This window comes from Streptomyces sp. NPDC015171, assembly GCF_043079545.1.
Classification (GTDB): domain Bacteria; phylum Actinomycetota; class Actinomycetes; order Streptomycetales; family Streptomycetaceae; genus Streptomyces.
The window spans coordinates 270,513-296,554 of record NZ_JBIBUO010000003.1; the positions used below are offsets into that span (position 1 = coordinate 270,513).

Consider the following 26,042-nt stretch of genomic DNA (forward strand, 5'->3'; position numbering starts at 1 on the left):
ACGTCCCCCCCCCCCCCCCCCCCCCCCCCCCCCCCCCCCCCCCCCCCCCCCCCCCCCCGGCCCCCCCCCCCCCCCCCCCCCCCCCCCCCCCCCGGCCCCCCGGTCAGGGACCGGTGCCGGGGCTGAGCACGCTCAGCCGGACCGACGAGGAGGTGCCGGAGACCGGCACCTGCCCGCCCGACCAGGACACCTTCAGCGGGTCACGCTCGTTGGGCGGGGTGACCAGCAGCGCGGCCGGGGTGCCCGGCTTCGCCCCGCTGATCCCCGGGTTGGAGAAGGTCAGCCCGGCCCAGGCGCTCTGCCCGGGCCTGAGCGTCACGGTCACCGGCGAGCCGGGCTCCCGCTGGGGGTCGGCACCGAGCTGGCTTCCGGAGGCGGTCACGAAGGCCGCGCCCGGATATCCGCGCAGGGTGCAGGTCCGGCCGGAGCCGTTGGTGAGCACCACCGGGAAGTTCTCCTGGCCGGCGCCCGGGTCGTTGCGGCCCACGGAGGCGCGCAGCTCGGAGGTGTGGCAGCGGGAACTCGCCGCTGCCGTCCTGGTCGCGGTCGTACCGCCGCCGCCCGCGCCCGTCGTCCCGGGCACCGCGGACGGGGCGGTCCTGGCCGGGGCGGAGTCAGGGGCGGATGCCGGGGCGGACGGGGGGCCGCCGCTCTTGTCGTCCTGCGCGGGCGCGGCCGTGCCGGAGGCGGTGACCGGTGGTTCGCTGTGGACGTCCGTGCCGTTGCCGCAGGCGGTCAACAGGCCCAGCACGGCGACCGCGCCCGCGAGCAGGGCTCCGTGCCGCGCGGACCGGGGGGTGTGCACCATGTCGCTCAACACTCCTGGAGGGTCACGGCACGCGACCGGGACGCGTGCCTACGGCGCCGGGTGCGCCGTCACCACCGTCCGATGCGCGTACCGCCGGAAAAGTTCGGGACATGCCGGAATCTTTTCCCCGCCGTGACCCCCGGCAGGCACCTTTCACGCCACCCGCAGCGAACGGAGTACGCCGTCGGTCGCGTCGCCCTCGCCCCGCTGGCGCACCTGCACGTACACCTGCGGCCGCGCGGCGTCCGCCGGGACCAGCGCGGACTCGGTGACCGAGCCGCCGCCCGGGCACCGGCTCCAGGCCCGGACCAGCCCGTGCCAGCGGGAGTCCGCGAAGGCGCGGGAGCCCGTGTAGCGGCAGCCGGAGTGGGCGAGCGCCTTGACCTTCGCGGTGACGTCGCCGTGCGCGTCGACCCCGACGAAGACCCCGTTCACGGTGGTGCGCAGATCGGACCAGCGGGACAGGTCGTCGGCCACCACGAGCCCCGGCTGGTGCCCCTCGGGCAGCCCGAGCGCGTGCGGGTCCCAGCCGGAGTCGCGCAGCTCACGGCCCCAGCCGGCGGGCACCTTCAGGGTCACCCGCCCGGTGGCGTCCGCGACCCGGGTGCCGTCGTCCGCTGCGCCGTCCCGGTGCAGCGCCACGGTCACCGTGACCCCGGCGGCGGTGGCGGCGAGGACCGCGGCGAGCGCCAGGGTCACGCCGTTGAGCCGGCCGCGCACCCCGTCGAGACGGCGTCCGCGCCCCGCCGAGGGGCCGGCCCTCAGCCGGTCCAGCTCCCCGGCGAAGGCGAGCGCGCTGGGCCAGCGCCGCGCCCGGTCCGGCTCCAGCGCGCGCAGCAGGGCCCGCTCCACGTCCTCGCCCAGCTCCGGCCGCAGCCGCCGGGGCGGCACCACCTTGCCCGGCGGGCCCGGCACGGTACCGGTGAGCAGCTCGTAGCCGACCGCGCCCAGGCTGTAGACGTCCGCCCGCTCGTCGATGCCCTCGCCGGGCTCGGCCTGCTCCGGCGGCTGATAGCCGGCGGAACCCGCGGCCAGGGTCAGCACCGAGGCCTGCGCGAGGCTCTTGGCGAGCCCCAGGTCGGCCAGCAGCACCCGCCGGCTGCCGTCCGGGGCGGTGTGCAGCAGCACATTGGTCGGCTTGATGTCGCGGTGCACGATGCCCGCCTCGTGCAGTGCGGCGGCGCCGCGCGCGGCCTCGGCCGTCAGCGCCAGCGCGTCCCGCACCGGCAGCGGACCGTCCGCCAGCAGATCGGCGAGGGTCCCGCCGGCGGCGTACTCCATCACGAAGTACGGCCTGCCGTCCGGGAGTTCCCCGATGTCGTAGACCTGCACCAGCCGGCCGGAACCGGCCCGGCGCAGCAGCCGCGCCTCGGACAGGAAGCGCTCCCTGATGTCGAGCCGGTGCGCCCAGTTCTCGGCGAGCACCTTCACCGCCACCGGAGCCTGGAGCTCGGGGTCATGGGCGAGCCACACCGTGGCGAAGGCGCCGCTGCCCAGCGGCCGTTCCAGGCGGTGGCGGCCGATCCGCTCCAGGGGGTGCATACGACTATCATGCCTGGCCTGAGATCGACTTGGAGGGGAGCCCTTCCGTGCAGGACCAGGCGCCGATGGAAGACCTCGCCCGGTACGCCGCAGGCGGCGACAGCGCGGCCCTCGACCGGCTGCTCACCGAGATCCGGCCGGAGGTCGTGCGCCGCTGCGCGCGCTTCCTGCCCTGCCGGGAGGACGCCGAGGAGGCCGCCCAGGACGTGCTGCTCCAGGTGGCCCGGCACATCACCGGCTTCCAGGGGCGCAGCCGCTTCGGCACCTGGCTGTACACCGTCGTCGCCAACTGCTGCCGGCAGAAGTACCGCGAGCTGAAGCGGCGGGCCGTCGAACAGCCCGCCGCCATCGAGCCGGCGTACGCCGTCGACCCGCGCACCACCAGCGTCATCGCCGGCTCCCGGGTGGATCTGCTGGAGGCGCTCGACCGGCTGGAGCGGGAGCATCCGCACCTGGTCGCGCCCCTGGTGTACCGGGACATCTGCCAGCTGGACTACGCCGAGGCCGCCGAGCGCGCCGGGATCCCGCTCGGCACCTTCAAATCGCGGCTGCACGAGGCCCGCAAGCAGGTACGGCCGTGGCTGGCCGCCCGCTGAGCCCGCCAGCGCCGCCCGGTCCCGGCCGCCCTACCCGCCCTACCCGCCCTCCTCGTACAGCGGCAGCTCGGCCCAGATCGTCTTGCCGTCCGCGGTGGGCCGGCTGCCCCAGCGCTGGGTGAGCTGGGCGACCAGCAGCAGCCCCCGGCCGCCCTCGTCGAAGGTCTTGGCCCGGCGCAGGTGCGGGGCGGTGTGGCTGGTGTCGGAGACCTCGCAGATCAGCGTGGTCGCGTCGTGGACGAGCCGGAGCCGGATCGGGTGCGAGCCGTACCGGATGGCGTTGGTGACCAGCTCGCTGACCACCAGCTCGGCGGTGAACGAGGCGGCGCTCAGCGACCAGGCGTCCAGCTGCTCCACGACCTGCTTGCGGACCGACGCGACCAGCGCCGGGTCGGCCGGGACGTCCCAGTTCGCCACCTGGGAGGCGGGCAGGCAGCGGGTCCGCGCGAGCAGCAGCGCCACATCGTCGGCGGCGCCCCCGGACGGCAGCAGGGCGTGCAGGATGCGGTCGCAGGTCCCGTCCAGGGCGTCCGTGCCCCCTGCCTCGGTGTCCTGGCCGAGCGCCCGGTACAGCAGGTCGCGGCCGGTGTCCCCGTCCCGGTCCCGGGACAGCATCAGACCGTCCGTGTACAGGGCGAGGACCGTGCCCTCGGGCAGTTCCAGCTCGGCGGACTCGAACGGCAGGCCGCCGAGGCCCAGCGGGGGGCCGGCGGGCAGGTCGAGCAGCTGCGGCCGGCCGCCCGGCCGCAGCAGCACCGGCGGCGGATGCCCGGCACGGGCCAGGGTGCAGCGCCGGGACACCGGGTCGTAGACGGCGTACAGGCAGGTCGCGCCGACCTCGCCGGGGCTGCCCTCGCCGCCGGACTCGTCCGAGAGCCGCAGCACCAGATCGTCCAGGTGGGTCAGCAGTTCGTCCGGGGCCAGGTCGATGTCGGCCAGGGTGCGTACGGCGGTGCGCAGCCGGCCCATCGTCGCCGAGGCCTGGACACCGTGCCCGACGACGTCCCCGACGACCATCGCGACCCGCAGCCCGGACAGCGGGATCACGTCGAACCAGTCGCCGCCCACCCCGGCCCGCGCGGCCGGCAGATAGCGGGAGGATGCCTCCAGCGCGGCCGTGCGCGGCAGCGAGCGGGGCAGCAGGCTGCGCTGGAGGGCGAGCGCGGTCTCCCGCTCGCGCGAGTAGCGGCGGGCGTTGTCGATGCAGACGGCGGCCCGCGCGGTGACCTCCTCGGCCAGCAGCACGTCGTCCGCGCTGAACGGGTCCGGGCTGCGGTGCCGGATGAGCACGGCGACCCCGAGGGTCAGTCCGCGCGCCCGGATCGGCACCGACATCGCGGAGTGGATGCCGAACTCGCGCACCCGCTCGCCGCGCTCCCCGTGCCAGTCGAGCCAGGGGTCGATCTCGCCGTCGGCCACCGAGGTGTTGATCGTGCGGCACGCGGTCAGGGCGTCGGTCTGCGGGGAGAAGTCCGGGTACTCCTCCGTCTGGCCGGGCTTGATCACCGCCTCCGGCACGCCGTCGAGCACCGAGCGGTGCGCGGCCCGCCGCAGCCGCACCGGCGCGGTGACCCGGGCCGGGGGCTCACCGCCCTGCTCGTGCGGGTCCAGCAGGTCGATGGTGACGAAGTCGGCGAGGGCGGGCACGCACACGTCCGCCAGCTCCTGTGCCGTAGCGGTCACGTCGAGGGTGGTCCCGATGCGCACGCTGGCCTCGTTGACCAGCTGCAGCCGCTGCCGGGCCCGGTAGTTGTCGGTGACGTCGTGCGCGGACACGCACACGCCGGACACCCGGCCCGCCGCGTCCAGGACCGGCGCCATACGGGCGAGCCAGGCGTGCTTCCGGTCCTGGACGCCGGTGCGCAGGAAGGTCCGCACGTCCAGCGGCCGGCCCGAGGTCAGCACCTGGAGCAGGCCCTCCTCCAGCTCCTCGCTCTGCCGCCGGCCGCCGATCTCCGAGAGCCTGAGCCCGCGTACCCGCTCCTCCGGCAGGCCGACGACCTCGGCCATCGCCTCGTTCATCCGGCGCAGCCGCAGCCGGTCGTCGTACACCGCGATCGCGCACGGCGACTGGAGCAGGCCCGCCTCGGCGAGCGGGTCGTGCGCCGCGGCCGGCTCCGTGCCGGCGAGCGGGGCGACCACGAGCCAGCCGCCCGGGCGCCCGTCGTGCGGCGGGCGGTGGTGGGCGAGCAGCCACACCCGGACGGTACGGCCGTCGCGGTGGCGCAGTCCGAGCGTGCCGTCCCAGCGGCGCCCCGGGGGCCGGGCCCCGGGGCCGGGGCCGGCCAGCAGCTCCGCGGCGGGGCGGCCGAGGACGGCTTCGGCGGGGTGGCCGAGCAGGCGCCGGGCACCCTCGTTCCACTCCACCAACGTTCCGTCGTCGCCGACGACAGCCCGGGCCGTCGCCGCGTCGTCGAACGGATAGACCCGGCTCATCGTCGCCGCTCCCAGCGCACACTCACAGTGAACAGGTGGCACCTCTCGTGTTCCAGCGTAGTGCGTCGGAACCGCCCGTGAATGCCGATCCCGGGCGGATCGGTCGGCCGGTCGAACAGGGCGGCGAAGAAGGCGCGGGGAAAATCGGCCCCTCCGGCTCCGGGATCGCCCGCGAAGGCCCGAACCCTTGGCGTTCATGTATGCCAGACCGTCAGAATCTGCTTGTTCATGATCAGTTGTGAGTGTGTGCGGTCCCTGATGAGGGAGAGCCGCCACCTTCGACGCGGTCCGTATCAGCCGGGGTGGGGCGGGACCGCACGGACCCGGGCGGTCAGGCGGCGTCGTGGAAGACCAGGCCCAGTGTCCGGCGCCGCCCCCACCGCACGGTGCTCACCCCGTGCCGCACGGCCCCGGCCGACCAGCCGCGGCGCGAGCGCACGGGGCGGTCCCGGGTGGTGAACACCAGCCCGTGCCCCTGGTGCAGGACACTCGCCGTGCCCCGGGACTGGGCGCGCGGACGCTGCTCGACCATGAGGAACTCGCCGCCGGCGTAGTCGGTGCCGTGGACGTCCAGCCCGATCACCACCTGGAGCGGGAAGACCAGTTCGCCGAAGACGTCCCGGTGCAGGGCGTTCCAGTCGCCGGGACCGTAGCGGAGCAGGATCTGCGCCGACCGGTCCTGCCCGGCCGCGTGGCAGCGCGCCAGCCAGGCGTCGAGCGAGTCGGGCCAGGGCGCCGGACGGCCCAGCCGGGCCGCCCAGTCCCGGGCGACCGGCAGCAGCCGGGGATAGAGCGCGGCCCGCAGCGCGGCGACCGGGGCGGGCGGCTCGTGCGTGAAGTAGCGGTACTCGCCGGCGCCGAAGCGGTGCCGTGCCAGGTCGACCGTGGTGCGGAACAGCTCGGTGCGGTCGTACAGGGCGGCCAGGTCCGCGCATTCGGCGGGCGTCAGCAGCGGGCCGGTGGGCGCGCAGCCGTACGCGTCCAGCTCGGCCGCGAGCGCGGTCCAGTCGGTGTCGTCCGCCCGGCGGCGGATCTCGGCCGGGGTGAGCGTCATGGGTCCTCCCGTCACAGCAGCGTCGGCTGGAGCGCGCCCTCGTGCGTGAGCAGCCACCGTTTCCGCTCGACCCCGCCGGCGTAGCCGCGCAGCGTGCCGTCGGCGCCGACCACCCGGTGACACGGCCGGATCAGCAGCAGGGGGTTGGCGCCCAGGGCCCGGCCCACCGCGCGGATCTCGGACCGGGGCACCCCGAGCCGGGCGGCCAGTTCGCCGTACGTCGTCGTGGTGCCGTAGGGGACGGTGTCGAGGGCCTGCCACACGGTCCGCTGGAACGGGCTGCCCGCGGGGGAGAGGGGCAGGTCGAAGCGGGTCCGGCGGCCCGCGAAGTACGCGTCAAGCTGGCGGTGCGCCTCGGCGAAGGGCCGGTCGTCGCGGTCCTCGGCGCGGACCGCGGGGGCTCCGCGCTGCCCGGGCAGGGACAGCGAGGCGAGCGTGACACGGCCCTCCGGGGAGACGGAGCCGGTCAGCAGCAGATCGCCCAGCGGGCCCGGATGGACGGTGTGCACGGCGGGTGCGGTGCGGACGGTGTGCGTCGGCATGGGGTCCTCCTCGGCTGGTTCCGTGCTGTCGAGTCTGCTGCGCGGCGCACCGCGTCACCGGCGGGAATCGGACATGGCTCTCGGCCCGGACGGTACCGTGCGGGATGCCGCTTGACCTGCGGATATTTACCCGTGAGTACCCGCGAGGTACCGTGAGGGCATGCCAGCTCTGAATGTGGAGTTCAGCGAACGGGAACTAGAGGACCTGCGGCAGATCGCCAAGGAGCGCGGTACGTCGATGAAGGCCCTCGTACGCGAGGCCGCCGCGGCCGACATCGCCCGGCACCGGGCCCTGCAGGAGGGCGCCGAGGCCTTCCGCCGCTTCTTCGCCGGCCACGCCGAGGAGTTCGCCGCCGCCTTCCCCGACGACGAGCTCCCCGCCAAGGGCGAGGCCGCCTGAGGTGCCCTCTGTCATCCATATCGACGTCCCGTGGCTGCTCCAGCGGCACGAGGAGGTCCTGCCCGACCAGCCCTTCGTGGACGACTTCTCCGCGCTGGTCGCCGCCGTCGCCCGGCACCGCGTGGACCCGCCCCGGCTCGGCGTGGACTCCGACGCGGCCTGGCGTGCCGCCGCGCTGCTGCACACCCTCGCGCTGCTCAAGCCGCTGCCCGCGGCCAACGCCCGGTTCGCCTGCGCCACCGCCGTGGCCTACATGTTCGTCAGCGGCGTCGGCATCGACCCGCCCTACGGCGCCCTCGTCGACCTGGCCCGCGATCTGATCTCCGGCAAGACCGATGTGTACGGCGCCGCCGACCGGCTCCGCTCCTGGCAGATCTGACCACGATGGCCCGGCCGGCGGGGGAGGCCGCCGGAGCCGCCGGCCGGGTGCGGGGCCCTTCCGAGGAGGGCCGGCACCCAGTCCACTACCGGGCCGCACACGCCGGGAGCGTGCGTGTCCGGCCGGTGTGTGCGCGCTTTTCACACGGGGCGCCAGAAGAATCCGGCCGCCTTCGCCGCAATCCCTCGCCGGCGGCCTATTTCTGACTTTCTTTCAATCCTGTCGATGTCCTACGTGCGCCTTGTTGCTCGTGTGGAAGTTGTGCAAGGGTTCGAGCGCGGTGCAATTCCGCTCCCTGCGCGCGGGTGAGAGCGCGCAGGAGCGCGGGAGACAGGCACCACGCACCACGCGCCGAAGGAATCCGCCCACGTGCCCACCCCTCACCCCCCTCGTCCGCCCTATCCGCCGCCCGGCGCCGAACCCGGGGAATCCGACGCGTTCCTCGCCGGTCCGCTGCGGGCCGGTTCCGACGCGGAGGCATCGCGGTCCGCCGCCCTTCTGATGGCCCGGCACTGGACGCCGGCCCAGGAGTACGCGGTCATCTGCCTCGCCGCCTCCGGGTCCCTCGCCCATATGGTCACCGGCACCGCGTTCCACCAGGTCTTCGGCCGGCTCGCGCTCGGCGAACCCGCCGAGGCGCTGCGGCCCCGCCTGCTGGTGGCCGTCCGGGACACGGTCGCCACCTGGTCCGCGACGGACCGGATCACCGCCGTACTGCCCGGACTCGCCCAGCCCGCCGGGGGCCGCGGGATGCGCGCCGCACAGCCGCGGATACCGGAGAACCGCGCCCTGACCGACAGTTCGTACCACAGCCTCTCCCGGCTGGAACAGGCACTGCTGTGGCACACCGAGGTGGAGGCCGAACCGCTGGACGTGCCCGCCGCACTGCTCGGCGTGGACATCGAAAGCGCCACGGCCGCCCTGGAGCAGGCCCGGGAGAAATTCCGCGAGGGCCTGGTCCGCGCCCACCGGGAACTCGCGCCCGGCAAGGAGTGCCGTTACTACAACCGGCTGCTCGACGTCCCGATCCGCCGGGGCGGCGCGCTGCTGTCCGACGTCCAGGAGCATCTGTCCGGCTGCGCCTACTGCCGGCACGCGGCCGAGCAACTGGGTCACTGCGACGCCGCCCTGGGCGTGCTGCTCGCCGAGGCCGTGCTCGGCTGGGGTGCCCGCCGCTACCTCGACTCGCGCCCCGGCCGCCGTCCGGGACCCGCCCGCGCCCGCGGCGGCTCCCGGCGCTCCGGCGGGCGCCGGCGCGGCGGCGGCAGGCCGGGGCTGCTCGGCCGGGCGACCGCGCCCGGCGGTCGGCGCCGGGCCGAGGAGGGCGGGTCCGGGCAGCGGGCCCGCTTCCTCGCCGGCGGCTCCGGGGTCCGCGTGCCCGGCACCTTCTGGTCGTCCCGGACTCTGCTGACCGGTGTCGGTGTGGCCTCGGCCGGGCTGCTCGCCACCGTCCTCGCGGTCGTCGTGTGGCCGGACGGCGACGACGGTATCGACCCGGTCGCCACCAGCGCCGTGCCCGGCGCCTCGTCCGCGCCGGGATCCGCCACCGCGCCGGGTACCGGAAGCCTGCCCGCCGCCGGCCGGCCGGGCCCGGTGCGCAATGTCGCGGCCGGACTCTGCCTCGACGTCAAGGGCACGCCCGTGGCCGGGGCGAGCACCGTCCTGGCCGTGTGCACCACGGTGGCCACCCAGCAGTGGACCTACGACGACGGGCAGTTGCGCAACGCGGCCGGCTCCGGCCTGTGCCTGGACTCGCACGCGGACGCCGGCGTGGTCCTCCTCGGCGACTGCGCCGGAGCCGGGTCGCGACGCGGCGACGACGTGCGCTACGACCTGACCCCGCAGGGCGAGTTCCTGCCCCGCTGGGACCGCACCCTCGCCCTCTCCGCCGCCGGCGACCAGTCCGGCGCCGATCTCGTCGTCAAGGTCAGGGACGGCTCCGCCGCACAGCGCTGGACGACCGCCGCGCCGACGGCAGGGCCCGGCTCCCTGTCGACCGCCGGTACGGAGGGCCCGCGGGCCCGGCACGCGGATCTGCCGGAGCGCGATTCCTAGGAACACCGGGGAACACCGGGGAGTACCGAGGAGCGCCGAGGAAGGTGACGCGCAGCGAGGGGCCGTGAGGTGCGTCGTCGGAGCGCCGGGGTCCCGGCCGGACGGGCTCCTCGTCCGGCCGGAGTCCTCGCTCAGGCCGGGTCCTCGCTCAGGTCGGCCCGGCTCACCGTGGCAGGGCCCGCGTGGCCGGACAGGGCGAGGGTCAGGTCGAACTCGGCCAGCAGACAGCGCAGGACATGGTCCACGCCCTGCTGGCCGTCCAGGCCGAGTCCGTAGACATAGGGCCGTCCGAGCAGTACCGCCCGGGCGCCGAGGGCAAGGGCCTTGAACACGTCGTCGCCGGTGCGCACCCCGCTGTCGAACAGCACGGTCAGCCGGTCCCCGACCGCGTCCGCGACCCGGGGCAGCGCGTCGGCCGCCGCGACCGAGCCGGCCACCTGCCGGCCGCCGTGGTTGGAGACCACCACCCCGTCCATGCCGCACTCCGCGGCCAGCCGGGCGTCGTCGGGGTGCAGGATGCCCTTGAGGACGATCGGCCCGTCCCAGTGTTCACGTATGAAGGCCAGGTCCGGCCAGGTGTGGCCGGTGTCCCCGAACAGCCCGAGGAAGTGTGTCACGGCCGCGTCCGGATCCTCGTGCACCGGCTTGGCCAGTCCGGCGCGGAAGGCCGGGTCGGTGAAGTAGTTGGCGGTGCCCACGCCGTGCAGGAACGGCAGATACGCCTGGTCGAGGTCGCGGGGGCGCCATCCCACCATCGGGGTGTCCAGGGTGACGACCAGCACGGTGAACCCGGCACCCGCCGCCCGGGCGAGGAAACTCCGGGTCACCTCGCGGTCCTTGCCCCAGTACAGCTGGAACCACCGCTCGGCGTCCCCCATCGCCTCCGCCACCCGCTCCAGCGGTGTGCTCGACGCCGACGACAGGGTGAACGGCACGCCCTGCGCGGCCGCGGCCCGGGCGGCGGCGCGCTCGGCGTCCGGATGCATGATCGACAGCACCCCGACGGGGGCCAGGGCGAGGGGCGCAGGCAGGGTGCGCCCGAGCACCTCGGTCGTGAGGTCGCGCTCGTGCACGTCCCGCAGCATGCGCGGCACGATCCGGCGCCGGGCGAGGGCCGCCCGGTTGGCGCGGGCCGTGCTCCCGTCCCCAGCGGCGCCCGCCACGTAGCCCGCCGGTCCGGGAGCGAGCCGGTGCTCGGCCAGCGACTCCAGCCGGGTCAGGTCGGTGGGCAGCCGGGGCACCGCCCCGGCCCTCCCGTTGCCGTAGATCTCGCTCTGGAAGTCCGCCCGGTGCTGTGCCATCCGTCCTCCCGCTCATCGCCGGCAGCGTGCGCACCCGACGATAGGACCGGCGCTTCGGTTGCGGCAGTACCCCGACCGGCCGGCCGAATGGCGGAGCCACCCGCTCCTGGTGATCACTTCATGAACACAGGGAGTCATGAGGGGACTTGTAACGAACAGAGTCGGCATGTTTCAGGACGATTAACGAAGCGCTTCTTTTCAGCCAGCTGAGCGCTCTCAGAGCGGGGGAGTGGCTCTGTTCCGGGGTCACGGCGTTCGAATTCCGTGACTTCACGCCACTGCTTCAACACGAAAGGTTACTGAAACCCGTGGGTGGGGTGTGAGTTTCGCTCCCGGACTCGGCAGAGTGGCGCTCGCTGCTCCGGCGCCCGACCGGACCGGAGCCGGCAACCACGAATCTCGAGCGGAAGGATGCACACAATGCGGAACACCGCGCGCTGGGCAGCGGCACTCGGTCTCACGGCCGCCGCCGTTTGCGGACCCCTGATCGGGGACGCCGTCGCTGCACCGGGCGCCGCCCCGTCGTCGCTCTACGCCCCGTCGGCCCTGGTGCTCGTCACCGGCCACGGAAACGACGCGGCCACGGCCACTCCGGAGCGCGCCGTCACCCTGAACTGCGCGCCCACGGCCTCCGGTACCCACCCGGCCGCGGCCGCCGCCTGCGCGGAACTGCGCGGCGTCGGCGGCGACTTCGACGCCCTGAAGGCGGCGGACGGCGTGATGTGTACCAAGCTGTACGACCCCGTCGTCGTCACGGTCCAGGGTGTCTGGCAGGGCAAGCGCGTCTCCTACGAGCGCAGCTTCGGCAACGCGTGCATGAGGGATGCCGCCAGCGGCAGCCTCTTCGCGTTCTAAAGACCGGGATCGCACGGGTCCTCGTGACGCCGGATCAGGCCCGCAACTGGGGAGTGCGGCCCCCTGGAGCGGGGAACCTGCGATCTCGCACCGGGGCAGGCGGGCGGAGTGGGGCCGCCCGCCGGCCTCGGGCACAAGCCGCTCTCCGGGCCGGTCCGTGGGGGACCGCCCGGAGAGCGGCGAAAAACAACCGGTTTCAATCGGGTGTCGAGGCCCGGGTCAGGTGACTCGTGTCGCACCAGGGGTGGTGGCGACCGTACCGGCGGGCACACAGAGCGACACGGAACCGGCGCGGGACGTCGCGGCGGAGGGCGAGTGCCCTCCGCCCGCTCGTGTGTCCGGGGCAGGGCGAGGGGCCGCCGTCTCCCTGCTGACGGCGGCCCCTCGGGACCGGTGGGCGGTGCGCCCGCTCGCTCTCATGCGGCCCGCTCGCTCCCGTGCGGCCCGCTCGCTCACATGCGGCCCGCTCGCTCCCGTGCGGCCCGCTCGCTCACATGTGGACGACGGGTGCGGCGTCCGCGTCCTGCCGCGGCACCCCGCGGCGGTAGAGCAGAAAAGCGATCACCGCGCCCGCGCCGAAGAGCACCGACGACCACCAGAAGGCGGTGGTGTAGCTCTCGATCGTGGCCTGCGCCTGCACCGCCTTGCTGGTGACGTCCCGGCCGGACAGGTAGTCGGTGGCCGCGCTCGCCGCGAGGGTGTTCAAGAGGGCCGTGCCGATCGATCCGCCCACCTGCTGCATGGCGTTCACGGTCGCGGAGGCCACGCCCGCGTCCTCGGCCGCGACCCCGCCGGTGGCCAGCTGCATGGCCGGCGGCATGACCATGCCGAGGCCCACACCGATCACGATCAGCTGCGGCAGCACCGCGCCGAGGTAGTCGGAGCCGAGGCCGAGGCCGGTCAGCCAGGCCATGCCGGCCGTGGCGACGGCGAAGCCCAGCGGGATGACGGCCTTCGGGCCGAACCGGGGCATCAGCATCGTGGTGGCCACCTGCGCGGTCACCATCAGCGCGCCGACCATCGGCAGGAACGCCACGCCGGTCCTGGTGGGGCTGAAGCCGAGGTTGAGCTGGAGGTAGTAGGTCAGGAAGAGGAACACGCCGAACATGCCGGCGCCGGTGATGAGCACCGCGAGGAAGGAGGCCGCGCGGTCGCGGTCGAGCAGGATCCGCATCGGCAGCAGCGGGTGCGCGGTCCGGGTCTGCCACCAGGCGAAGGCCACCAGCAGCACACCGCCCGCGACCAGGAAGCCCCAGGTCAGCGGCGAGCCCCAGTCATGGGTCTCGGCGTTGGAGAAGCCATAGACCAGGCCGAACAGACCGGCGGCGACCAGGATCGTGCCCGGCACGTCGAGCTTGGCGTTCGCCGCGTCGCGGTGGTTGCCCAGCAGCAGCCAGCCGCCCGCGAAGGCGATGACCGCGATGGCCACGTTCACGTACAGCGTCCAGCGCCAGTCCAGCGCGTCGGTCAGCACCCCGCCGAGCAGCAGGCCGACCGCGCCGCCCGCGCCGGCGATCGCGCCGTACACGCTGAACGCGCGCGCCCGCTCCCTGGCGTCGGTGAACGTGGTGTTGAGCAGCGACAGGGCGGCCGGTGCGAGCAGTGCGCCGAAGACGCCCTGCAGCGCGCGGGCGACGACCAGCATGGTGAAGCCGTTCGCGGCGCCGCCCAGCGCGGAGGCCGCGGCGAAGCCGACGACGCCGACGAGGAAGGCGGGCTTGCGGCCGAACAGGTCGGCTATCCGGCCGCCGAGCAGCAGGAGTGAGGCGAAGGCCAGCGCGTAGGCGGTGACGATCCACTGCCGGTTGCCGTCGGAGAAGCCGAGGTCGGTCTGGGCGGACGGCAGGGCGATGTTCACGATCGTGGCGTCGAGGACCACCATCAGCTGGGCGATGGCGACGACCGCGAGGATCCACCACCGCTTGGGCGAGGGCTCGCTCCGCTCTGTCGCCGCCGACCCCGCGCGGGAGGGGTCGGCGAGGGTCTTCTCGGGCATGGGGGCCACTCCAGGGAAGTCGTCCGGGCGCGGAAAGGCAAACAGCTCGTAAACGAAACTGTTTCGTACACATGGAGACTATGCCAGCGCGAGCGAAACGGCAACGTTTCTTTATTGCTTACATGCCTTGACGGGAATATAACTACTGGGGCATATTGGAGAGCATGGCCGATGCCGCGCTCTGGACCGCCCTCGCCGACCCCCACCGGCGGGCCATCGTCGCGCTCCTGCTGGAGCGCCCCCGCCCCGTGGGAGAGATCGCCGAGTCCTGCGGACTCAGCCAGCCGAGCGCCTCCAAGCATCTGAGGGTGCTCAGGGAGGCGGGCCTCGTCCGGGTCAGGCAGGACGCGCAGCGCCGCGTCCACGCCCTGGACCCGGCGCCGATCGCCGCGCTCGACGCCTGGCTCGAGCCCTACCGCAGACTCTGGAACCGCAGCCTGGACACCCTGGGCCGGCGCCTCGACGCGACCTCGGACGACACCTGACCCCCCACAGCGAAGGACCGACCGCCATGTCCGCAGACCTCACCGGCACCTATCTGACCCTGCCCGACGGCCGCCCCGCCGTCCGCTTCAGCCGCACCTACGACCACCCCGTCGACCGGGTCTGGCACTTCGTCACCGACCCCGTCGAACTCGCCGCCTGGTTCCCCTCCCGCGCCGAGATGGACCTGCGCCCCGGCGGCGCCATCCGGTTCAGCGGCGACCCGAACATGCCGGAGTCCACCGGCCGGGTGCTCGCCGTCGACCCGCCCCGGCACCTCTCCTTCGCCTGGGGCGAGGACGAACTCCACTTCGATCTGGCGGAGGCGGGCGCGGGCCGCACCCGGTTCACGCTCACCGACGTGCTCGGCGCGGCGGACACCGCCGCCCGCAACGGCGCCGGCTGGGAGGTCTGCCTCGCCGCCCTCGACGCCGCGGCACGCGGCGAGCGCGCCGAGGGCCCGCACGCCGGGGCGAGCGCGCCCTGGAAGGAGTTCTACGACGGTTACCTCGCCGCCGGCGTCCCCTCCGGCGCCCCGGTACCCGGCCTGGACTGACGCTCCCGACCGGACTGCGACCGTCCCGTCCCGACGGCCGGCACTCCCGCGCCGCCCCGCGCCGCCTCGTCCGCCTCGTCCGCCTCGTCCGCGAGTGGCGCGCGGGCCCGCCTCCCGGCCGGTGCTCGCTGCGGCCGTCACCCGCCCCGATGCGAGCGCACCCGCCACCGCCCGGATGCGAGCCGCACCCGCCCCCGCGCGGGCGCTCCGCCGTGCGCGGTGTTTCAGTGTGTGGCGCCCTGGATACACCGCGAGGGTCCGGCCCCGGAGTTCGCGAACCCCTGCACGCCGTCGCAGTGAGGTCGTCACCATGTCCCACGCCCCTTCTCCCGCAGGACCGTCGAACCGCACCCGGCCGGTGCCCGCAGCGGCCGAGGAGGCGGCCGTCGCCGCAGGCCGGGGCGGTACCCGGGCCGGCCGCGGCGGAGCCGCCCTGGTGACGGGTGCCTCCTCGGGCATCGGTGCGGCCGTCGCCCGCCGGCTGGCCGCCGAGGGAGGCTGGCGGCTGGCCCTGAACGGGCGCGACGTCACCCGACTGGAGCAGGTGGCCGCGCAGGCCGGTGCGGTCGCGCTGCCCGCGGACCTGACCCGGCCCGGCGCCGACCGCGCACTCGCCGACCTCGCCCTCGGCCACCTCGGACGCCTCGACCTGCTCGTGGCGGGCGCCGGCCTCGGCTGGGCCGGCGACTTCACCGGCATGCCCGCCGCCCGAATCGACGAGGTCGTGGGCACCGACCTGCTGGCCACCGTGCACCTGGTGCACACCCTGCTGCCCCACATGGTCGCGGCGGGCTCGGGACGCGTCGTGCTCATCGGGTCCTTCGCCGGCAGCGTGGGCGTGCGCGGGGAAGCCGTCTACTCCGCGTCGAAGGCCGCCCTCGCCACCTTCGCCGACTGCCTGCGCTACGAGCTGCGCGGCACCGGGGTGGGCGTCAGCCTCGTCATCCCCGGTGTGGTCGACACGCCCTTCTTCGACCGGCGCGGCACCCCCTACACCCGGGTCTGGCCCCGGCCCGTGCCCGCCGCACGCGTCGCGGACGCGGTGTGGAGCGCCGTACTGCGCGGCCGGGACGAGGTCTACGTCCCCGGGTGGCTGCGGCTGCCCGCCCTGGTGCGCGGTGCGGCGCCCGGACTCTACCGGCGGCTCGCCGCCCGCTTCGGGTGACCGGGCCATGACCGCCGTCACGGTACTGCTCGCCCTGCTCGCGGCCCTGTCCAACGCGTCCGCCTCCGTGCTGCAGCGCCGGGCCGCCGTGCAGGAGCCGGACCCGGGCGGCGGTGCGGGCTCCGCCGTGCGCCGGTTCGCCCGACTGGTACGGCGCCCCTACTGGCTGGCGGGCGCCGTACTGCTGGCCCTGTCCGGGCTGCTCCAGGCGGGCGCGCTCGCGGTGGGCAGTCTGTCGCTCGTCCAGCCCCTGCTCGCCGCCGAGCTGCTGTTCACCCTGGCCGTGGGCGGCGTCGTGTTCCGGCGCCGCCCCGATGCCCGGACCTGGCTGGCGTTCGTCGCCCTCGCCGGCGGCCTCGCCCTGTTCCTGCTGGCGGCCGCTCCGTCACCCGGCCGGACCACCGCGCGGCCGGGAGCCTGGCTGCTGGGCGGCGGCGGGGCGCTCGGCGTCGTCGTGCTGCTCGTGGCCGCCGCGCGTCCGGTGCGCGGCGCGTCCCGGGCCGCGCTGCTCGGACTCGCCTCAGCGGTGTGCTTCGCCGTCACGGCGGCGCTGCTCAAGGAGGCCGTGGGGCGGCTCGCGCACGGGCCGGCCGCGATGCTCGCGCACTGGTCGCCGTATGCCACCGCGGCCGCCGGGCTCGTCGCCTTCCTGCTGCTGCAGAGCGCGCTGGCCGCCGGGTCGCTGACGGCCTCCCAGCCCGCGCTCACCCTCGGCGACGCGCTCACCAGCGTGGTGCTCGGCTGGGTGCTGTTCGCCGAATCCATCCACCTGGGTCTGAGCCTGCTGCCCGAGGCGGTCGGGGTCGCCCTGATCGGCGCGGGCAGCGTCGGCCTGGTCCACGGCGCGTCCGCCGGCGACGGGTGGGACGCCGCGGGCCCCAAGGCGTGCTCCCGCTCCGCCGCCGCGCTGTCCCGCGAGCCGAGGAGGTAGACCGGCGATGTCCCCCGTCCCCGGCGGCTCCCGGCGTACGGCCGCCCTGCTGCTGCCGGCCGGTGCCGCCCTGGCGCACATCGGCCCGGCGGCCACCTGGCTCCCCGGCGTACGGCGGCTGCTGCTGCCCGGGCTCGCCGGTGCGGGCGGCCCCGGGCACATCGCGCTCACCTTCGACGACGGACCGGACCCGGTGTCCACCCCGCGCTTCCTCGACGCCCTGGACGCGCTCGGGGTGCGGGCCACCTTCTTCGTGGTCGGCGAGCACGTGGTGCGCCATCCCGGTGTGGTCCGCGAGACGGCACGGCGCGGGCACGAGCTGGGGGTGCACGGCTGGCGCCACGACCGGCCCTGGCGGCCCGCGTTCGCCCGCGACGCGGCCGGGGTGGCCCGGACCGTGCGCGCGGTGCACGACCTCACCGGACACCGCCCGCGCTGGTACCGCCCGCCCTACGGCATCCTCACCACCGGCCGCTGGCTGGCCGCCCGGCGGGCCGGGCTGCGGACCGTGCTCTGGTCGGCGTGGGGCCGCGACTGGACGGCCGACGCCACCCCGGCCTCGGTACGCGCCCGGGTCACCGCCGACCTGCGCGGCGGCGGCACCGTCCTGCTGCACGACTCCGACCGGTGCTCGGCCCCCGGCTGCTGGCACGCGGCACTGGAGGCCCTGCCGGCCCTGGTCCGGGACTGCCGGGCCGCGGGCCTCTCGGTGGGACCCCTCCGCGAGCACGGCCTGACTCCGGCAGGGGCACGGGCCCGGACCCGCGCGGCGTGCCGGACGGGGACCGGAGCGGGGTGACGGCGCCGGTACGCCCCAGCGGCGCCCCGCTCCCGTCCCGGCTCCCGTCCCGCTCCCGTCCCTCAGGCTCACCACTCCGTGACGCACTCCAGTACGTCCCGCCGGAACAGCGCGTGGCCGCGGGCCACCCGGGCCGCGCGTTCCCGGCCGCCCTCCCGGACCCTGTCGAGTGCCCGCAGCAGGGCGGGGCCGTCGGGGGCGAGTTCGGCCAGACCGAGGCCCGCCATCCGGCGTACACCGTCCGCGCCGTGGCCGGGCAGCGGGCGGTGGCCGATGACGGGCAGGCCGGTGGCGAGGGCCTGGACGGCGGTCTGGCCCGCGGCGTTGTCCACCAGGGCGTAGCAGGCGGCGAGCAGTCCGGGCATGTCGTCGACCCAGCCCAGGGCGAGCGCGGCGGGCGTCCGGGACAGGTGCGCGAGCAGCCGCTCGTTGCGCCCGCACAGCACCACCGGCAGCCGGCCGGCCGCCGCCAGCAGCCGTGCGGTGGCGGCCGGGCGGGACGCGGCGCCCCAGGCGCCGGCGGAGAGCAGGACCGGCGTCCGGCCGGGCGCCCGCGCGGCGAACCGCTCCCGCCACCGGGCCGCGCCGGGCGCCGGAGCGCGGAAGGCGGGCGCGACCACCGGGCCGGTCGTCACCACGGGTCCGGCGACGGCCCGGCGCACCTCCCGCGCCGCCGCGTCGGTGAGGCACAGGTACCGGTCGTTGCCCGGATGCAGCCACTGCCGGTGCACGGCGAAGTCGAGCACGAAGACCGCGCTCGGCACCCGCAGCCTGCCCCGGGCCCGCAGATCGCCGGTCAGCTGGGTGGCCAGATGGAAGACGGACACCACCACGTCGGCGCCCAGCCGGTCCACGAGTTCCGTCAGCCGGTCCCCGGCCAGCCGGGCCAGCGGCACCCCGCTGGGGCGCGGCCCGGGGCCCGGGCGCAGCAGCGCGCCGTAGACACCGGCGTACACCCAGGGCAGGTGCCGCACCGACACCTGGTAGCCCCGGCGCAGGCCCGTGCCGAGGCCGAACGGCAGCAGCCGCAGGACGTCGGCCACATGGACCTCGTGCCCCTGGGCCGTGGCCCGCCGCGCGAGTTCGGCGGCCACGGTGTCATGACCGGCTCCCATGCCCGCGCTCAGGATCAGCATGCGGCGCCGGCCGCCCGGCGCCTCGTGGTCGGTGCTCCGCACGAGTGCCGATTCTCCGCCCGCCCGGCGCCGGAACGGCGGAGCCGCCCGCCGTGTCGCCGGACCCGCCGGTCACCCGTGCGCAGCAGGGCGCCTCTTTGCTGCCCGCCCTCCGGCTGCGAGTCGCCCGGCGCGTGCCACGCTGGATGAACGGGCACGGGAGAGCGTGTGGGCGGCGAGCACGGGAGGAGCCGTGAGGCGGTTGCGGCGCGGCCTGCACCGCGCTTGGCAGTGGCTGCGCGTCGGGGCCCTGTTCGAGCACGGGCGGGAACTGGAGCTGATGCACCGGGCCATGGGGTTCGCCACCCTCGCCCTGGTGACACTCGCGCCGCTGCTGATCGTGGTCGCCGCCGCCGACCCCCTGGTCCGGGGCGGCTTCGCCTCCTGGCTCACCGACGGCATGGGGCTCTCCGGCCGGTCCGCGCACGTGGTCACCGATGTCATCAGCCCGCCGCGCAAGGTCATCGGCACCACCAGCGTCTGGAGCGGCGTGCTGCTCGCCGTCTTCGGCGTGGCCTTCGGGGGCAGTGTGCAGAACGCCTACGAACGCATCTGGGGCCTGGCCTCGGGACCCTGGCACCGGGTGTGGCGGCAGGCCACCTGGCTGGTGGTGCTGACCGGGTACCTCTACCAGGAGGTGGCGACCAAGACCGCACTGCACGGCAGCCATCGGATCACCCTCTCCGCGGTGAGCGGTGTGCTCTTCTTCTGGTGGGGGCAGCGCTTCCTGCTGGGCGGCCAGATCCGCTGGCGCGCGCTGCTGCCGGGCGCCCTGGCCACCGTCATCGGCCTGGCCGGACTGCGGGCCTTCTCCTACCTCGTCTTCACGCCGCTCATCGTCACCAACGCGCTGAGCTACGGCCCCGTCGGCACCGTTCTCGTCGTCGAATCCTGGCTCATCGGCGTCGGCTTCGTCATCTACGGCGGTGCCCTGTTCGGCCGCTGGTTCACCGAACACCACTGGACGCCCGGCCATCACGACGACGGGCCGCCCGCACCGCCCGAGCCGGCCGCACCCGACGACGAGGAACGGCCCGCCTGGCCCGCCTGAGCCCTCCGGTCCCGCCTAGACCCTCCCGGGCCCGCCTGGTCGTTCCGGTCCCGGCTAGGCCAGCTGCCGGCGCACCAGCTCGTGCAGCCGGCCCCCGGTGTCCGCGAGCAGTTCGGCCGGGCTGCCCTGCTGGACGACCTTGCCGTCCTCCATCACGATCACCCGGTCGGCGTCCAGGACCGTCGACAGCCGGTGCGCGATGACGATCCGGGTGGCGTTCAGCTTGCGGGTGCTGTCGATGACGATGCGCTGGGTGTCGTTGTCCAGGGCGCTGGTGGCCTCGTCGAAGAAGAGGATGCGCGGGCGCCGGATCAGGGCCTGGGCGATCATCAGACGCTGCCGCTGGCCGCCGGAGATCGCGCCGCTGCCCGCGACGATCGTGTGCAGCCCCATCGGCATCCGCTGGATGTCCTCGGCGAGCCCCGCCAGGTCGGCCGCCGCCATCGCCTCCTCCGGCGTGTACGGCTCGGCGCCGCAGATGACGTCGAGGATCGAGCCGGTGAACGGCTGCGCGTGCTGGAGCACCACCCCGCACTGCCGGCGCACCGCCGACTGGTCGAGCGCCGCGAGGTCCTGGCCGTCGTACAGCACGCTGCCGGAGACCGGCCGGTCGAAGCCGATGAGCAGGCGCAGCAGCGTGGACTTGCCGCAGCCGCTCGGCCCGACGACCGCCACGAACTCGCCGGGACGGACCGCGAACGTCACGTCGTCCAGGACGAGCGGGCCGTCGTCGGCGTACCGGAAGGAGAGCCGGCGGGCCTCCAGGGCGCCCGACAGCGGACCGGGGCGGGTGCTCCCGGTCCGCACCTCGGGTGTGGCCTCCAGCACCGGCTTGATCTCCTCGAACAGCGGCAGCGCCGCGACCGCCGACACGAACGCGCTGGTCAGCTGGGTGACCGAGGTGAGCACCATCGTCACCGACGTATTGAAGGCGAGGAAGTCCGCCGCCGACATCGCCCCCTTCGCGGGGCCCGCGAGCAGCATGAACATCACCAGGGTGCACACCGGCAGATAGACCGCGCCGAGCACCGAGGTGACGTTCTTGATCCGGCCGACCCGCTGCTGGAGCTCCCGGCTGCGCGCGAACTCCCGCGCCCAGGCCGCGTACGCGTAGTTCTCGGCCGCCGCCACCCGTAGCTTGGGCAGCCCGCGCAAGGTCTGGAACGCCTGGTTGTTCAGCTTGTTGCCGAGCACCACGAGGCGCCGCTGCCAGCGCACCTGCCACAGCCCGAGCCCGCCGAACACCGCCGCGATGACGACGAGCATCCCCATCGCGGCGAGCGCCAGCGGCACGCTGTACCAGAGCAGCAGACCCAGGTTCATCGCGCCGACGGTCACCGACTGGGCGACCACCGGGCCGACGCCCGCCAGCAGCCGGCGGATCGCGCTGATGCCCATGGCCGCGCTGGCCAGTTCACCGGTGGAACGCTGGGTGAAGAAGCGGGTGGGCAGCCGCAGCAGCCGGTCCCAGACGGCGGGTTGCAGCGCCGCCTCGATACGGCCTTCCAGGCGCAGGATGGACAGGTTCTCCAGCAGCGTGAACGCCGCCGCGACCACCCCGCTCACCATCACCGCCAGGCACACCTGGACGATCAGGCCCTCCTGCGCCCGCGGCACGTACTCGCCGAGCACCTTGCCGGTCGCGATCGGCACCAGCGCACCGATGGCCACCGTCACCAGGCCGGCGAGCAGCAGGTTCAGCAGGTCGGCGCGGGTGCCGCGGAGGCTGAACCGGAGCAGCCCGAGCGGCCCGAGCCGCTTGTCGGGCAACGGCCGGTAGAACATCACCGCACGCGGCTCGAACTCCTCCGCGTTGGCCTTCTCGACCGGTGTCTCCCGGCCGGTGCCCGGATGCACCGCCGCATAGCCGCCGCGCCGCCACAGCAGCGCGACCGGCGCACCGGACAGCGCCCGGTGGCCGACCAGCGGACCCACGTCCTCCCGCCACCAGCGCCCGTCGAGACGGACCGCCCGGGTGCGCACGCGCGAGGCCAGCGCGACGCGCTCGACCGGATCGAGCCGGTCGCTCTCCGTGCCGCTCCGCGCGGGCTCGGCCAGCCTGATCCCGGCGGCCTCCGCGACGAGACCGCAGGCCGCGTAGGTGGCGTCCGCGTCGGCCGCCGTCGTACGGCGGGCCGAGCGCTTGCCGATGGAGGCCAGCAGGGTCCGGTCGGCCTGGGCGCGGACCGCCTCACCGGCCTTGATCCCGGCGGCCGTCCGCGTCTCGTGGGTGCGCTCCAGCTGCTCGATCCACCGGTCGAGCGCGGTGAGCAGCCGGTACTGCTGGTCCACCAGGCTCTGCCACAGCGCCGGGTCCATCAGCAGATCGGCGGCGGCCTCCGCGCCGTACAGCGAGCCGTACTGCACGCTGCCCGGCGGCACCTGCATCCAGAACACGTCGTCGTCGGCCGGAGCGGCGGCCCGCTCCTCGGCCATGGGGGCCTGGAAGAGGACCGAGAGGCCGCGGCCGGCGCCGAGGGCGAGCGCGTACTCCAGCGGGCTCGTCGTCGGCGGTACGTACTGCGGGTTGCCGTACTCGTCGTAGGACCAGGTCTGCGTCTGCGCGGGCTGGTACAGCTCGCGCAGGTTCACCCGGTGCACCACGCAGTCCCGGACCGGGCGGGCCACCAGGGTGTGCTGGGCTCCGGTGACCGGGCCGAGCAGCAGGCTGCCCGCCTCCAGCCGGCCGAGGTGGTGCCAGTGGCCCTGCTGGGCGGCGTCCACCGCGAACAGGTCGAGGGCGCCGGCCGCGACCAGCCACAGCACCTGCGGTCCCGCCAGGTCGAGCCGGCCCAGGCCGGCGCAGTCCAGCCTGGTGCCCAGCGAGCCCAGCGCGTCGAGGACGAGGTCGCCTTCGTGCACGGACGTCATCTCATCGCTCCTTGACCAGTGCCGCGTACGAGCCGCCGCGTGCCACCAGTTCCTCGTGCCGCCCGCGCTCCACGACCGTGCCGTGCTGGAGGACGACGATCTCGTCGCTGTCGCGGACCGTGCTCAGCCGGTGCGCGATCACCACACAGGCGCAGCCGCGCCGCCGCAGGTTGTCCATCACGGTCTGCTCGGTCTCCGCGTCCAGCGCGCTGGTCACCTCGTCCAGCACGAGGATGCTCGGCCGGCGCACCAGCGCACGGGCGATCTCCAGGCGCTGGCGCTGCCCGCCGGAGAAGTTGCGGCCGTCCTGCTCGACCCGGCTCTGGATGCCGCCGGGCCGTCGCGTCACCACGTCGTACAGGGCCGCGTCCCGCAGCGCCTCCACCACGGCCTCGTCCGGGATGGACGGGTCCCACAGGGCGACGTTGTCGCGGACCGAGCCCTCGAAGAGGAAGACGTCCTGGTCGACGAAGGAGACGGAAGCGGCGAGCGCGCCGCGCGGGATGTCCTCCAGCCGGCGCCCGTCGATGCGGATCACCCCGTCCCACGGGGTGTAGAGGCCGGAGATGAGCCGGGAGACCGTGGACTTGCCGCTGCCCGAGCCGCCGACCAGCGCCACCTGCTGCCCGGGTCCGACGCTCAGGTCGAAACCGGTCAGCAGCGGCTGGTCCAGCGGGCTGTAGCCGAAGGAGACGTTCTCCAGCTCGATGTGACCGTGCAGCCGCCGGGTCGAGTCGCCCCCGCCGGGGCGGGCGTAGAGCGGGTCGGCCTGGAAGTTCTCCACGTCCTTGAGCCGGGCCACGTCGGCCGCGAAGTCCTGGATGCGGCCCGCCACGCCGTTGAGCCGGGTCAGCGGCGCGGTGAACCGGGTGACCAGCGCCTGGAACGCCACCAGCAGACCGACCGAGATGTGCCCCTCGATGGCACGCATCCCGCCGATCCACAGGATGAGCGCGCTGTTGAAGGTGGCCAGCGCCGGTGCGACCACCCCGAGCCAGGCGCTCGGCACCCCGAGCCGCTGCTGCTCCTCCAGGGTCCCGGCGTGCTGGCCCGCCCACTTGCGGAAGTAGCCGTCCTCGCCGCCGGTCGCCTTCAGCGTCTCGATCAGCTGAAGACCGGTGTACGAGGTGTTGGTGAGCCGTGCGGTGTCCGCGCGCAGCTTCGCCGTACGGGTCGCGCGCAGCCGGACCACGAGCCGCATCGCCACCACGTTCAGCAGGGCCACGGCGATGCCGACGAAGGTCAGCTGCGGGTCGTAGGTGTACAGCAGCACCGCGTACAGGACGACCACGATCGCGTCCACGCCGGCCGCCGCGAGATCGCGGGCCAGGGTCTCGGCGACCTGGTCGTTGGACTGCAGCCGCTGCACCAGGTCGGCGGGGGAGCGCTGGGCGAAGAAGGTCACCGGCAGCCGCAGCAGATGGCGCAGGAAGCGGGCGCTGGAGAGGGTGGAGGAGATGATCCGGCCCTGCAGCAGGTTCGCCTGCTGGAGCCAGGTCAGCACCAGGGTGAGCAGCACACTGGCGGCCATCGAGGTGAACAGCACGCCCAGCAGGGAGGTCTGTCCGCCGATCAGGAACATGTCGATGTAGGTGCGGCTGAGCGCGGGCACGGCCGCGCCGACCGCGACCAGCAGCAGGCTCGCCAGGACGGCCGCCGGGAGGGTGCCTGCGGTGCCGCGCAGCCGGGCCGGCATGGCGCCGAGCACGCCGGGGCGGCGCCCGCCCCTGGTGAAGCCCTCGCCGGGCTCCAGCACCAGCACGACACCGGTGAAGCCGCCGTCGAACTCCTCCATGGGCACGAAACGGCGGCCCTTGGCGGGATCGTTGATGTAGACCCCGCGCCGGCCGAAGCGGCGGCCCATGCCGTCGTAGACGACGTAGTGGTTGAACTCCCAGAAGAGGATGGCCGGTGCCCGTACCTCGGCGAGGGCGGCCAGGTCCATCTGCATGCCCTTGGCCGTCAGGCCGTAGCCGCGGGCCGCCTTCAGCAGGTTGGAGGCGCGCGAGCCGTCGCGGGAGACACCGCAGGCGATGCGCAGCTCCTCCAGCGGGACGTGCCGGCCGTAGTGGCCGAGGACCATCGCGAGGGAGGCGGCGCCGCACTCGACGGCCTCCATCTGCAGCACGGTGGGCGTCCGGACCGTGCCGGTACGGGACTTGGGGGCCGGCCGCTTCGCGGGAGCCGCCCGTCTGCGGCCGCGGGTCTCCTGGGCGGTGGCGGGCTGAGCGGTCACGGGAGCAGCCAATCGACGGGATGCTGGTCGGCGAGGCGCACGGAGGCGGTGGCGAGGGTCATGGAGTCGAGCCGGAACGGCGGCCCGCCGGCGGTGGACCACCGGTACCCGCTCCGCGTGGACGACGACGTGTCCAGCTCCACCAGCACGGCCACCGGGCGGTCCTTGCGGGTGAACTGCTCGCCGAGCTGGCTGTCGCCGAGGAACGCGGCGATCGACCGGGCGGACTGCGCGGTGCGGTCCACGGACTTCACCCTGCCGCGCAGCACTCCGTACCGCTCTGCGGGTACGGAGGACACGGTCAGGTCGACCGAGGCGTGCGCCGGGATCGCGGCGGCGTTCTCGGCGGGCACGTACACGGTCGCGTACAGCGGATCGGAGGCGTGGGCGACCTTCTCGACCGCGGCGACGTCGGTGCCGGTCTGGATGATCTGGCCGATGGTGGCGGCGAGCGTGGTCACCCGGCCGGCGGCGACGGTCCTGACCACCACATCGCCCTTGCCGGTGCGCACCTTGAGGACCGGCGCGGCGGCGGGCAGCCGCTCGCCCTGCCGGGCCAGGACGGCCGTGACCTGGCCGGAGACGGGGCTCTGCAGCAGATAGCTGCCCTGCCCGTGGGTCAGGACGGCGGGCGCGCCGACCGTGGAGGCGACCGAGCCGGTCACCGCCCATACGGAGGCGGCGGCCATGACCACGAGGGTGACGCCGAGCGCGAGCCAGCCCTGCGGGCGGGCGAGCCGCACCGGGAGGTCGAGCTCCTCCGGTGACTGGAGCTTGGCGAGGGCCTGTTGGCGGAACTGCACGGAACTTC

Annotated in this window: 22 protein-coding genes; 11 read left to right on the top strand and 11 right to left on the bottom strand. The window is 74.8% G+C overall.

Annotation, left to right across the window (positions count from 1 at the left end; translation table 11 throughout):
• Positions 1-103: 103 nt before the first annotated feature.
• Together ACF073_RS09595 and ACF073_RS09600 are read right to left on the bottom strand one after the other, a co-directional pair.
• The gene (locus ACF073_RS09595) at positions 104-808 is read right to left on the bottom strand and encodes a DUF4232 domain-containing protein (RefSeq protein WP_392068009.1); all 705 of its coding nucleotides are present in this window, start codon (positions 806-808) and stop codon (positions 104-106) included.
• Positions 809-961: 153 nt separating this feature from the next.
• Complete coding sequence (locus ACF073_RS09600) at positions 962-2,350, bottom strand: serine/threonine-protein kinase (protein WP_392068011.1); 1,389 nt, start codon at positions 2,348-2,350, stop codon at positions 962-964.
• Between the two features lie 47 nt (positions 2,351-2,397).
• Between ACF073_RS09600 and ACF073_RS09605 the strand changes: the two genes are divergently transcribed.
• On the top strand, positions 2,398-2,946 hold the full coding sequence (locus tag ACF073_RS09605) for an RNA polymerase sigma factor (protein WP_392068013.1): 549 nt from the start codon (positions 2,398-2,400) through the stop codon (positions 2,944-2,946).
• Positions 2,947-2,985: 39 nt separating this feature from the next.
• Here ACF073_RS09605 and ACF073_RS09610 read toward each other — a convergent pair whose 3' ends face one another.
• From ACF073_RS09610 to ACF073_RS09620, 3 genes are all read right to left on the bottom strand, one after another.
• Positions 2,986-5,382: a SpoIIE family protein phosphatase gene (locus tag ACF073_RS09610; protein ID WP_392068015.1), complete on the bottom strand. Its 2,397-nt coding sequence runs from the start codon at positions 5,380-5,382 to the stop codon at positions 2,986-2,988.
• Between the two features lie 331 nt (positions 5,383-5,713).
• The gene (locus ACF073_RS09615) at positions 5,714-6,436 is read right to left on the bottom strand and encodes a 2OG-Fe(II) oxygenase (protein ID WP_392068017.1); all 723 of its coding nucleotides are present in this window, start codon (positions 6,434-6,436) and stop codon (positions 5,714-5,716) included.
• A gap of 11 nt (positions 6,437-6,447) precedes the next feature.
• Positions 6,448-6,978 carry a methylated-DNA--[protein]-cysteine S-methyltransferase gene (locus tag ACF073_RS09620; RefSeq protein WP_392068019.1) on the bottom strand — a complete coding sequence of 177 codons (531 nt, stop codon included), beginning with the start codon at positions 6,976-6,978 and terminating at the stop codon, positions 6,448-6,450.
• A gap of 160 nt (positions 6,979-7,138) precedes the next feature.
• On the opposite strand from ACF073_RS09620, the gene ACF073_RS09625 reads away from it, so the two are divergent.
• From ACF073_RS09625 to ACF073_RS09635, 3 genes are all read left to right on the top strand, one after another.
• Positions 7,139-7,378, top strand: a complete 240-nt coding sequence (locus ACF073_RS09625) for a hypothetical protein (protein WP_392068022.1) — start codon at positions 7,139-7,141, stop codon at positions 7,376-7,378.
• A 1-nt stretch (position 7,379) separates the two neighbouring features.
• Entirely contained in the window at positions 7,380-7,757 is a 378-nt protein-coding gene (locus ACF073_RS09630) for a toxin Doc (protein ID WP_392068023.1), read from the top strand.
• A gap of 369 nt (positions 7,758-8,126) precedes the next feature.
• The gene (locus tag ACF073_RS09635; RefSeq protein WP_392068026.1) at positions 8,127-9,812 is read left to right on the top strand and encodes an RICIN domain-containing protein; all 1,686 of its coding nucleotides are present in this window, start codon (positions 8,127-8,129) and stop codon (positions 9,810-9,812) included.
• Positions 9,813-9,943: 131 nt separating this feature from the next.
• Here the strand turns inward: ACF073_RS09635 and ACF073_RS09640 are convergent, their stop codons facing one another.
• The gene (locus tag ACF073_RS09640) at positions 9,944-11,113 is read right to left on the bottom strand and encodes a lactate 2-monooxygenase (protein ID WP_392068028.1); all 1,170 of its coding nucleotides are present in this window, start codon (positions 11,111-11,113) and stop codon (positions 9,944-9,946) included.
• A 420-nt stretch (positions 11,114-11,533) separates the two neighbouring features.
• Between ACF073_RS09640 and ACF073_RS09645 the strand changes: the two genes are divergently transcribed.
• Positions 11,534-11,968 carry a protease inhibitor gene (locus tag ACF073_RS09645; protein ID WP_392068030.1) on the top strand — a complete coding sequence of 145 codons (435 nt, stop codon included), beginning with the start codon at positions 11,534-11,536 and terminating at the stop codon, positions 11,966-11,968.
• 490 nt (positions 11,969-12,458) lie between these two features.
• Here the strand turns inward: ACF073_RS09645 and ACF073_RS09650 are convergent, their stop codons facing one another.
• Entirely contained in the window at positions 12,459-13,964 is a 1,506-nt protein-coding gene (locus tag ACF073_RS09650) for an MFS transporter (protein ID WP_392068033.1), read from the bottom strand.
• A 164-nt stretch (positions 13,965-14,128) separates the two neighbouring features.
• On the opposite strand from ACF073_RS09650, the gene ACF073_RS09655 reads away from it, so the two are divergent.
• The 5 genes from ACF073_RS09655 to ACF073_RS09675 all read left to right on the top strand — a co-directional run bounded on the left by ACF073_RS09655 (position 14,129) and on the right by ACF073_RS09675 (position 17,898).
• Entirely contained in the window at positions 14,129-14,449 is a 321-nt protein-coding gene (locus ACF073_RS09655; protein WP_392068035.1) for an ArsR/SmtB family transcription factor, read from the top strand.
• 26 nt (positions 14,450-14,475) lie between these two features.
• Positions 14,476-15,003: an SRPBCC family protein gene (locus ACF073_RS09660; RefSeq protein ID WP_392068038.1), complete on the top strand. Its 528-nt coding sequence runs from the start codon at positions 14,476-14,478 to the stop codon at positions 15,001-15,003.
• A gap of 310 nt (positions 15,004-15,313) precedes the next feature.
• On the top strand, positions 15,314-16,168 hold the full coding sequence (locus ACF073_RS09665; RefSeq protein ID WP_392068040.1) for an SDR family NAD(P)-dependent oxidoreductase: 855 nt from the start codon (positions 15,314-15,316) through the stop codon (positions 16,166-16,168).
• 7 nt (positions 16,169-16,175) lie between these two features.
• Positions 16,176-17,099 carry a DMT family transporter gene (locus tag ACF073_RS09670; protein ID WP_392068043.1) on the top strand — a complete coding sequence of 308 codons (924 nt, stop codon included), beginning with the start codon at positions 16,176-16,178 and terminating at the stop codon, positions 17,097-17,099.
• Positions 17,100-17,106: 7 nt separating this feature from the next.
• Positions 17,107-17,898, top strand: coding sequence for a polysaccharide deacetylase family protein (locus tag ACF073_RS09675; protein ID WP_392068045.1), 792 nt, complete (start codon positions 17,107-17,109; stop codon positions 17,896-17,898).
• Between the two features lie 68 nt (positions 17,899-17,966).
• On the opposite strand, the gene ACF073_RS09680 is transcribed toward ACF073_RS09675, so the two are convergent.
• The gene (locus ACF073_RS09680; RefSeq protein ID WP_392068903.1) at positions 17,967-19,034 is read right to left on the bottom strand and encodes a galactosyldiacylglycerol synthase; all 1,068 of its coding nucleotides are present in this window, start codon (positions 19,032-19,034) and stop codon (positions 17,967-17,969) included.
• Positions 19,035-19,266: 232 nt separating this feature from the next.
• On the opposite strand from ACF073_RS09680, the gene ACF073_RS09685 reads away from it, so the two are divergent.
• Positions 19,267-20,124, top strand: coding sequence for a ribonuclease BN (locus tag ACF073_RS09685; protein ID WP_392068047.1), 858 nt, complete (start codon positions 19,267-19,269; stop codon positions 20,122-20,124).
• A 54-nt stretch (positions 20,125-20,178) separates the two neighbouring features.
• Here ACF073_RS09685 and ACF073_RS09690 read toward each other — a convergent pair whose 3' ends face one another.
• Genes ACF073_RS09690 through ACF073_RS09700 form a run of 3 tightly spaced genes read right to left on the bottom strand, consistent with a single transcriptional unit; the run spans position 20,179 to position 26,034 of the window.
• Entirely contained in the window at positions 20,179-22,995 is a 2,817-nt protein-coding gene (locus tag ACF073_RS09690; RefSeq protein WP_392068048.1) for an NHLP bacteriocin export ABC transporter permease/ATPase subunit, read from the bottom strand.
• A 1-nt stretch (position 22,996) separates the two neighbouring features.
• Positions 22,997-25,231, bottom strand: a complete 2,235-nt coding sequence (locus ACF073_RS09695; protein WP_392068051.1) for an NHLP family bacteriocin export ABC transporter peptidase/permease/ATPase subunit — start codon at positions 25,229-25,231, stop codon at positions 22,997-22,999.
• On the bottom strand, positions 25,228-26,034 hold the full coding sequence (locus ACF073_RS09700) for an HlyD family efflux transporter periplasmic adaptor subunit (RefSeq protein ID WP_392068053.1): 807 nt from the start codon (positions 26,032-26,034) through the stop codon (positions 25,228-25,230). The genes ACF073_RS09695 and ACF073_RS09700 overlap by 4 nt, the downstream gene beginning before the upstream one ends.
• Positions 26,035-26,042 lie beyond the last annotated feature (8 nt).

What these genes read in the sequence shown, in the direction of transcription:
- ACF073_RS09595 (WP_392068009.1), bottom strand. Translation starts at nt 808, where the DNA reads ATGGTGCACACCCCCCGGTCCGCGCGGCACGGAGCCCTGCTCGCGGGC.
- ACF073_RS09600 (WP_392068011.1), bottom strand. Translation starts at nt 2,350, where the DNA reads ATGCACCCCCTGGAGCGGATCGGCCGCCACCGCCTGGAACGGCCGCTG.
- ACF073_RS09610 (WP_392068015.1), bottom strand. Translation starts at nt 5,382, where the DNA reads ATGAGCCGGGTCTATCCGTTCGACGACGCGGCGACGGCCCGGGCTGTC.
- ACF073_RS09615 (WP_392068017.1), bottom strand. Translation starts at nt 6,436, where the DNA reads ATGACGCTCACCCCGGCCGAGATCCGCCGCCGGGCGGACGACACCGAC.
- ACF073_RS09620 (WP_392068019.1), bottom strand. Translation starts at nt 6,978, where the DNA reads ATGCCGACGCACACCGTCCGCACCGCACCCGCCGTGCACACCGTCCAT.
- ACF073_RS09625 (WP_392068022.1), top strand. Translation starts at nt 7,139, where the DNA reads ATGCCAGCTCTGAATGTGGAGTTCAGCGAACGGGAACTAGAGGACCTG.
- ACF073_RS09640 (WP_392068028.1), bottom strand. Translation starts at nt 11,113, where the DNA reads ATGGCACAGCACCGGGCGGACTTCCAGAGCGAGATCTACGGCAACGGG.
- ACF073_RS09645 (WP_392068030.1), top strand. Translation starts at nt 11,534, where the DNA reads ATGCGGAACACCGCGCGCTGGGCAGCGGCACTCGGTCTCACGGCCGCC.
- ACF073_RS09650 (WP_392068033.1), bottom strand. Translation starts at nt 13,964, where the DNA reads ATGCCCGAGAAGACCCTCGCCGACCCCTCCCGCGCGGGGTCGGCGGCG.
- ACF073_RS09655 (WP_392068035.1), top strand. Translation starts at nt 14,129, where the DNA reads ATGGCCGATGCCGCGCTCTGGACCGCCCTCGCCGACCCCCACCGGCGG.
- ACF073_RS09660 (WP_392068038.1), top strand. Translation starts at nt 14,476, where the DNA reads ATGTCCGCAGACCTCACCGGCACCTATCTGACCCTGCCCGACGGCCGC.
- ACF073_RS09665 (WP_392068040.1), top strand. Translation starts at nt 15,314, where the DNA reads ATGTCCCACGCCCCTTCTCCCGCAGGACCGTCGAACCGCACCCGGCCG.
- ACF073_RS09670 (WP_392068043.1), top strand. Translation starts at nt 16,176, where the DNA reads ATGACCGCCGTCACGGTACTGCTCGCCCTGCTCGCGGCCCTGTCCAAC.
- ACF073_RS09675 (WP_392068045.1), top strand. Translation starts at nt 17,107, where the DNA reads ATGTCCCCCGTCCCCGGCGGCTCCCGGCGTACGGCCGCCCTGCTGCTG.
- ACF073_RS09680 (WP_392068903.1), bottom strand. Translation starts at nt 19,034, where the DNA reads ATGCTGATCCTGAGCGCGGGCATGGGAGCCGGTCATGACACCGTGGCC.
- ACF073_RS09690 (WP_392068048.1), bottom strand. Translation starts at nt 22,995, where the DNA reads ATGACGTCCGTGCACGAAGGCGACCTCGTCCTCGACGCGCTGGGCTCG.